The organism is Stenotrophomonas terrae (assembly GCF_001431465.1).
Lineage (GTDB): Bacteria > Pseudomonadota > Gammaproteobacteria > Xanthomonadales > Xanthomonadaceae > Stenotrophomonas > Stenotrophomonas terrae.
Genome location: NZ_LDJJ01000113.1, coordinates 1 through 6,782 on the forward strand (window position 1 = coordinate 1; position 6,782 = coordinate 6,782).

7 protein-coding genes are annotated in these 6,782 nt (G+C 67.2%); all 7 read left to right on the top strand.

Annotation, left to right across the window (positions count from 1 at the left end; translation table 11 throughout):
* The first annotated feature begins 70 nt into the window (after window positions 1-70).
* The 7 genes from ABB27_RS18895 (at window position 71) to ABB27_RS18925 (ending at window position 6,621) form a co-directional block, all read left to right on the top strand.
* Window positions 71-1,501, top strand: a complete 1,431-nt coding sequence (locus tag ABB27_RS18895) for a Do family serine endopeptidase (RefSeq protein WP_057630861.1) — start codon at window positions 71-73, stop codon at window positions 1,499-1,501.
* A 120-nt stretch (window positions 1,502-1,621) separates the two neighbouring features.
* Window positions 1,622-1,981 (top strand): hypothetical protein, encoded by a 360-nt coding sequence (locus ABB27_RS18900; protein WP_057630863.1) that lies wholly within the window; start codon window positions 1,622-1,624, stop codon window positions 1,979-1,981.
* Between the two features lie 5 nt (window positions 1,982-1,986).
* The gene (locus tag ABB27_RS18905; protein WP_057630865.1) at window positions 1,987-2,472 is read left to right on the top strand and encodes a hypothetical protein; all 486 of its coding nucleotides are present in this window, start codon (window positions 1,987-1,989) and stop codon (window positions 2,470-2,472) included.
* Window positions 2,469-2,936: a hypothetical protein gene (locus ABB27_RS18910; protein ID WP_057630868.1), complete on the top strand. Its 468-nt coding sequence runs from the start codon at window positions 2,469-2,471 to the stop codon at window positions 2,934-2,936. The genes ABB27_RS18905 and ABB27_RS18910 overlap by 4 nt, the downstream gene beginning before the upstream one ends.
* Window positions 2,937-2,983: 47 nt before the next feature.
* Window positions 2,984-4,081, top strand: a complete 1,098-nt coding sequence (locus ABB27_RS18915; RefSeq protein ID WP_057630870.1) for an AI-2E family transporter — start codon at window positions 2,984-2,986, stop codon at window positions 4,079-4,081.
* Window positions 4,082-4,506: 425 nt separating this feature from the next.
* Window positions 4,507-5,217 (top strand): HAD family hydrolase, encoded by a 711-nt coding sequence (locus tag ABB27_RS18920; RefSeq protein ID WP_057630872.1) that lies wholly within the window; start codon window positions 4,507-4,509, stop codon window positions 5,215-5,217.
* A gap of 33 nt (window positions 5,218-5,250) precedes the next feature.
* Window positions 5,251-6,621, top strand: coding sequence for a leucyl aminopeptidase family protein (locus ABB27_RS18925; RefSeq protein WP_057630874.1), 1,371 nt, complete (start codon window positions 5,251-5,253; stop codon window positions 6,619-6,621).
* Window positions 6,622-6,782: the final 161 nt, after the last annotated feature.

Consider the following 6,782-nt stretch of genomic DNA (forward strand, 5'->3'; position numbering starts at 1 on the left):
AGATGTGGAGAAGAGACAGGTTCCATGCCCCGGCGCCGCCCTCGGGCGCCCCCGCATGGAACCCCCGGCAATGCGACCCATCCCGACCCTGCTGACCCTGGCCTTGGCCGCCGCCTTCGGCGGTTTTACCGCCACCGCCATCAATGCCCACCTGGACAACCGCGCCAGCGCGGCCACCCTGGGCACGGTAGTGCCCACCACCGCCGCGCTCCCGGCCGCGGTCGCCGGGCAGGCGGTGCCATCGCTGGCACCGATGCTGGAACAGGCCATGCCGGCCGTGGTCAGCGTCAACACCAAGCAGGTGGTGCGGGTGCGCAACCCCTACTTCGACGATCCGTTCTTCCGCCGCCTGTTCCCGCAGGTGCCGCAGGAGCGCATCAACGAGTCGCTGGGCTCGGGCGTGATCATCGATGCAGCGCGCGGTTACGTGCTTACCAACCACCATGTGGTCGAGAACGCCGACGACGTGCAGGTCACCCTGGCCGACGGCCGCACGGTCAAGGCCGAGTTCCTCGGCTCGGACCGTGACACCGACATCGCGCTGATCCGCATCCCGGCCGACAAGCTCACCGCGCTGCCGCTGGGCAACAGCGACCAGCTGCGCGTGGGTGACTTCGTTGTGGCCATCGGCAACCCGTTCGGCTTCAGCCAGACGGTCACCTCCGGCATCGTCTCGGCGGTGGGCCGCAGCGGCATCCGCGGGCTGGGCTACCAGAACTTCATCCAGACCGACGCCTCGATCAACCCGGGCAACTCCGGCGGCGCGCTGGTCAACCTCAACGGCCAGCTGATCGGCATCAATACCGCCAGCTACAACCCGCAGGGCAGCATGGCCGGCAATATCGGCCTGGGCCTGGCTATCCCCTCCAATCTTGCCCGCGATGTGGTCGAGCAGCTGATCACCAAGGGCGTGGTGGTGCGCGGCACGCTGGGCGTGGAAACCCAGAACCTGACCCCGCAGATCGCGCAGGGGCTGGGCCTTGAAGAAGCCCGTGGCGCGCTGGTGACCCGGGTGCTGGCCGGCTCCGGTGCCGCCGCCGCAGGCGTGAAGGCCGGCGACGTGGTCACCGCCATCAACGGCCAGCGCGTGGACAGCGCGCAGGCCCTGCACAATTTCGAAGGTCTCTCCACGGTGGGCCGCACGGTCGACCTGGAAGTCCGCCGCGACGGCAAGCCGCTGCAGCTCAAGGCCACCTTGAAGGAACAACCGCGCGCGGTGGTCGGCGACACGCTGGACCCGCGGCTGACTGGCGCAACCTTCGTCGACCTGCCCGAATCGCTGCGCCAGGCCGGCATCAATGGCGTGCTGGTCAGCGAAGTGGCACGCGGCAGCCGCGCCGCGCAATCGGGCCTGGCTGGTGGTGATGTGATCCTGGCCGCCAGCAGCGGCGCGTTCACCGACCTGGCCGGCTGGCGCGCCAGCTTCAGCCAGCGCCCACCCCAGCTGGTGCTGAGCATCCTGCGCGGCGGCAGCCAGCGCGGCCAATTGATGATGCGATGATGCCCAGGTGAGCATCGGGTTGCGGCGGCGTAACGTTGTTTACACCCCGCAACTGGTATTTGTTGAGTTCTGTTGCAACCGCGCGCCAACCGGCGCACCCGCTGAAACCAGGAGATCACGATGAGCCCCACCAATACCGAGAACATGAAGGAACACCTGGGCGAGGCTGGCGCACACCTGAAGTCCGCCGCTTCCACCGCTGGCTCGGCCGTCAAGGGCGCTGCCGGTGCTGCCGGCGACGAACTGCGTCTGGGCAAGGCCAATCTGAAGGCCGAACTGTCGGACAGCGCGCTGTCGGGCCTGGCCGCTGCTGAACTGGGCGGTGCCGCCGCCAAGGAACAGGTCGACGCCCTGATGGACAAGGGCAAGGACCTGATGGACAGCGCTGCCGACCTCATCCGTGAGCGTCCGCTGGCCTCGTTCGGCGTGGCCTTCGCCGCTGGCTGGATCATCGCCAAGCTCGCCCGCAGCAACGACTGATCGGCGTGAGCGAAAACGCAACACCGCCCACTGGCGACGACTCCACCCCGGGCCCCGCGCCCGGGCTGGAAGAAAGCATCCGCCAGGTTGGCGCCGCCGGCCGGCAAACGCTGGATTCGGCAGGCCAGGCCGCACGTTCGTTGCGGCGTCTGGTCTCGGCCGACTTCGCACTGGCCCGCAGCGCATTTGGCCGGGCCCTGGCCTGGAGTGGCGTAGCCATCGTGTTCGGCGCATCGGCCTGGCTGCTGCTGGCCGCCACCCTGGTGGCCCTGCTGCAATACCTTGGCCTGTCCTTGTTCGTATCGCTGTTGATCCCGACAGCGCTGAGCCTGGCGATCACCGGCTACGGCATCTGGCGGGTCTCGTATTTCTTCCATCACACCGGCATGCATGCCACGCGCAGGCAGCTGTCACGGCTGGGCTTGTTCGATGAACCCAGCGCTGACGACCCCGACGCCGATGTGACGCTGCCCGGGGAGGAACAACGATGAATTTCGAAGCCCTGCAGCGCCGCGTACGCCGCGCCGAAGCCGTGGTGCAGGTACGCAACGAGGAAACCACCCAGCAATGGGCGCTGCTCAACCACACCTGGCGCAGCGCCTGGACCCCGGGCCGCATCATCGTGGTCGGGCTGGCCGGTGGTTTCCTGGCCGGCAAGCTGGAACCCGGCGGCGCCTTCAGTGGTGCACGCTGGCTGCAGATGATCGGCTCGGTGTCCGGGCTGGTCGCCTCGGCGCAAGCCTCGGTGGCCTCGTTCGCCGCCGCCGCGGCGGGCATGGCCGCCAGCCATGCAGCCGATGCCGCAGATGAAGCCGGCGATGCAGCGGACGAAGCCGCGCACAACGCCGCACCGGCAGCAGCTCCCCGTGCCAGTGCGGCGACAGCAGCCAACCCGGCCAACAACCCGGTGCCACCGCGCGCCGCCGAAGCCGCCACGGAACTGTCAGAATCCTGAGCCGGGCGCGGCATTGCGCCGCGCCCTTCCGCCGGAGCCTCGCCCGCATGTCCGAGCCGTTGCCCGTAGCCGCCGCAGCGCCGGCCGAGCCCGCCGCACCGCCACCGCGTCCGCGCGCACCTGTTTCCCTGGTGGTGCTGGCGACGCTGGCGGTGGGCTATACCCTGTGGGCCGCGCAGGAAGTCATCCTGCCGGTACTGCTGGCGATGTTCTTCGCCCTGATCGGCAACCCCATCATCCGCCTGCTGCAGAAACTGCACCTGCCGCGCTTTCTCGGCGCGCTGCTGGTGCTGTCGGCGGGCTTGGCCGGCAGTGGCTTGCTGGCCGTGCAACTGGCCGGCCCGGCCAGCGAATGGGTGCAGGAAGCGCCGCAGCAGATGCGGCAGATCTCACGCAAGGTGCAGGACTTCGTCAAACCGGTGCAACAGGCCAACCAGGCCGCCGAAAGCTTTGCGCGCGCGGCCGGCGGCGAAGGCAACCGCAAGGTGCAGGTGATCCGCACCCAGCTCGATGATCCCTACAAGGCACTAGTGCGCACGCCCAAGCTGGCCGCCTCGGCGCTGGCGGTGGTGCTGCTGACCCTGTTCTTCATGATCTACGGCGAAAACCTGCAGCGGCACGTGATCGCCCTGCTGCCCAACCGCCAGCAGAAACGCTTCACCGCCGAGATCCTGCGTTCGATAGAGCGCGAGATATCGCGTTACGTGCTGACCATCACCGTGATCAACATCACCCTAGGCCTGGTGCTGGCCGGCATCCTGATGCTGCTTGGCATCGAGATGCCCGAGGCACTGCTATGGGGCACGGTGGCGGCGCTGCTGAACTTCGCACCGTATGTGGGGCCGTTGATCGGCATCGTGCTGATGCTGTTGATGGGCTTCGTCGAATTCCGCGACCCACTCACCGCCTTGTTGCCGGCACTGGCCTACCTGGGCCTGCATACGCTGGAAGGGCAATTGATCACACCTATCGTGCTCGGCCGCAGCATGGCGATTTCGCCGCTGATGCTGATCCTGGCACTGATGCTGTTCGGCTGGCTGTGGGGCATGGTCGGCCTGCTGCTGGCGGTGCCGCTGCTGGTCTGCGTGAAGCTCGTGTTGAGCCGCGTGGACGGCATGCACGGCTGGGCCAAGCTGCTGGAATAGCGTCATCCACTGTGTAGGAGCGGCGTAAGCCGCGAAGCTGACAATGCTGAAGCAATCAGCATCTCTGCCAACTGATGATGTACCTGCTTCGCGGCTTACGCCGCTCCTACAACATGAAGAAGCCACAAAGCCCGGCTGTTGTAGCCCGGGTAAGCGAAGCGCACCCGCGGCCGTTTGCAAAGAATTCCAGTCATCAGCACACACCCATCTCCCGGGTGCGCTGCGCTTACCCGGGCTACGGGGCTGAGCTTGGCTGCAGCGCGTTTGTGGGAGCGGCGTAAGCCGCGAAGCTGACAATGCTGAAGCAACCGGCGTCCATGCCAGCTGACGATGTACCTGCTTCGCGGCTGACGCCGCTCCCACAAGATCATCCAGCCAAAGGGCACCGACAGGCCCGGCTCATGGGCATGGCGTAAAATGGCGGCATGAACTTCCCCGTACTCGCCATCACCCTCGATCTGGACGACACACTGTGGCCGTTCGCTCCTATCGGCGCCCGCATCGACCAGGTGCTGCACGACTGGATGCTGGAACACAGCCCGGCCACCGCCAGCATGTACCCGGTACAGGCCATGCGTGAACTGCGCGAACGCTCGTTCCGTGACAACCCGCAGCTGCACTACGACCTGAGCGCATTGCGCCGGCTGACCCTGGCAGAAGCGCTGGAAAAGAGCGGTGCCAGCATGGAGCTGCTGGATCCTGCGTACGAAGCCTTCTACGCCGCACGCAACCAGGTCGAGTTCTACCCCGATGCCCTGGCCGCACTGCGCCGCATCGCCGCACGCGTACCGGTGGCGGCGGTGAGCAACGGCAACGCCGACCTGCAGCGCATCGGCATTGGCGATCTGTTCGCCTTCCAGCTGGGTTCGCGCGAGCACGGCGCAGCCAAGCCGGACCCCAGCATTTTCCATGCCGCCTGCGAACGCCTCGGCGTTGAACACGCGCAGGTACTGCATGTCGGCGACCATGCCGAAATGGACGTAGCCGGCGCGATGCGCGCGGGCCTGCGCGGTTGCTGGATCAACCGCGAAGAACACACATGGACCCACAGCGAACTACAGCCCGACCTGCAGTTCGACACCCTGACCGGACTGGCCGACTGGCTGGATGCAGGCGCATCCAACCCGCAGCGCTAAGCCCACGGCCGCCATCAGACGCAAGAGAACACCATGACCCCGATTACCGCTTACACCTCCGATTCCGCCAACGCCCTGCCGCTGTACGTGCTCGACCGCGATGGCTTTGCCACGTGGAAGGCACAGCAGCCGGCCGCCGTGCAGGCCTGGGCCAACGCCCAGCAATTCAATGCCGCGCCAAGCAGCGTCCTGCTGCTGCCCGGTGACAACGGCATTGCCGCTGCGGTGCTGGGCGTGGGTGACCGCGCCGATGCCTATGCCTATGCGCATGCACCGTTCGCGCTGCCGGCCGGCACCACTTGGCAGCTCGCCAATGAACTCGATGCCAGCAGCACGGCCAACCTGCAGATCGGCTGGGGCCTGGGCAGCTATCGCTTCGACCGCTACCGCAAGCTGGCCCGCCCGGCCGCGCAGTTGCTGGCGACGCCGGCCGCCGAAGTGCTGGACGTGGTGACTGCCTGCCTGCGCGTGCGCGACTGGGTCAACACGCCGACCGAAGACATGGGCCCGCAGCAACTGGAAGACGCCGCGCGCGAACTGGCCGACGCGCATGGCGGCGAACTGGAAGTGATTGCCGGCGATGAACTGCTGGAAATGAACTTCCCCACCATCCATGCAGTGGGCCGTGCTTCGCACCGCGCGCCGCGCCTGATCGTGCTGCGCTGGGGCACCGCCGGTGCGCCGCACCTGGCGCTGGTCGGCAAGGGCGTGTGCTTCGACACCGGCGGCCTGGACCTGAAGCCAGCCGATGGCATGCGCAACATGAAGAAGGATATGGGCGGCGCTGCCCATGCCATCGCACTGGCGGGTCTGGTGATGGCGCAGCAGCTGCCGGTGCAGCTGACCCTGGTGGTGGCAGCGGTTGAGAACGCGGTGGGACCGGATGCGTTCCGTCCCGGCGAAGTGATCACCACCCGCAAGGGCATCACCGTGGAGATCGACAACACCGACGCCGAAGGCCGCCTGGTGCTGTGCGACGCGCTGACCTATGTCAGCGAGCAGAACCCGCACACCATCCTCGATTTCGCCACCCTCACCGGTGCCGCGCGCATCGCGCTGGGCCCGGACCTGCCGGCGCTGTTCGCCAATGACGACACCCTGGCCAACCAGTGGCTGCAGGCCGGCGACAACACCCGCGACCCGGTCTGGCGCATGCCGCTGTGGCGTCCGTACCTGCGTTACCTCAACAGCGGCATCGCAGACCTGGCCAATGCCGGCTCGCGCATGGCCGGTTCGGTGACCGCGGCGCTGTACCTGGAGCGCTTCATCAACGAAGGCCAAGTATGGGCGCATCTGGACGTCTACGCGTGGAACGACGGCGAGCGCCCGGGCCGCCCGGCCGGTGGCGAAGCACTGGCCCTGCGTTCGGCGTGGTCGATGTTGAAGACGCGCTACGGCGCTTGAAGCCTGCCGCTTGTACCCCCTCCCTTGCGCATAGCGCAGGGGAGGGTTGGGGAGGGGTGAGCTTCTGGGTTTGATCTACGCTTGAAGCTTGGCGTGCATGGATTGATGCAATCGCGATGCGATTGCCTTGAAGCAATGGCCAAAGCACCCCTCCCCAACCC